The 255-nt window shown below is 47.8% G+C and carries 1 protein-coding gene; it reads right to left on the bottom strand.

The features are described from left to right. Positions 1-255, bottom strand: a 255-nt coding sequence (locus tag PAT3040_RS22165) for a zinc ribbon domain-containing protein (RefSeq protein WP_146200513.1), incomplete at both ends; no start/stop codon positions are given.

The following is a 255-nucleotide window of genomic DNA, read 5'->3' as shown; positions in this document are numbered from 1 at the left end:
TTATATTCTGCGCCGCATTCCTGTCTCGGTCATGTACCGTGAAACAGACCGGGCAAGTCCACATGCGAATGCTCAAATTTTTCACCTCTGCTTGCTTGTTTCCGCATACATGACAAGTTTGGCTCGATGGGGCAAATTTGGGCGCCTCCTTGATTGTTCGGCCATACCACTTCGCCTTGTAATGCAGTTGGCGACTCATTTCACCCCATGAGGCATCTGCAATATGTTTCGCGAGATGTCTATTCTTCATCATAT

This window comes from Paenibacillus agaridevorans (assembly GCF_003112455.1).
GTDB classification, from domain to species: Bacteria; Bacillota; Bacilli; order Paenibacillales; family Paenibacillaceae; genus Pristimantibacillus; species Pristimantibacillus agaridevorans.
This window is presented reverse-complemented; position numbering and strand designations above follow the sequence as displayed.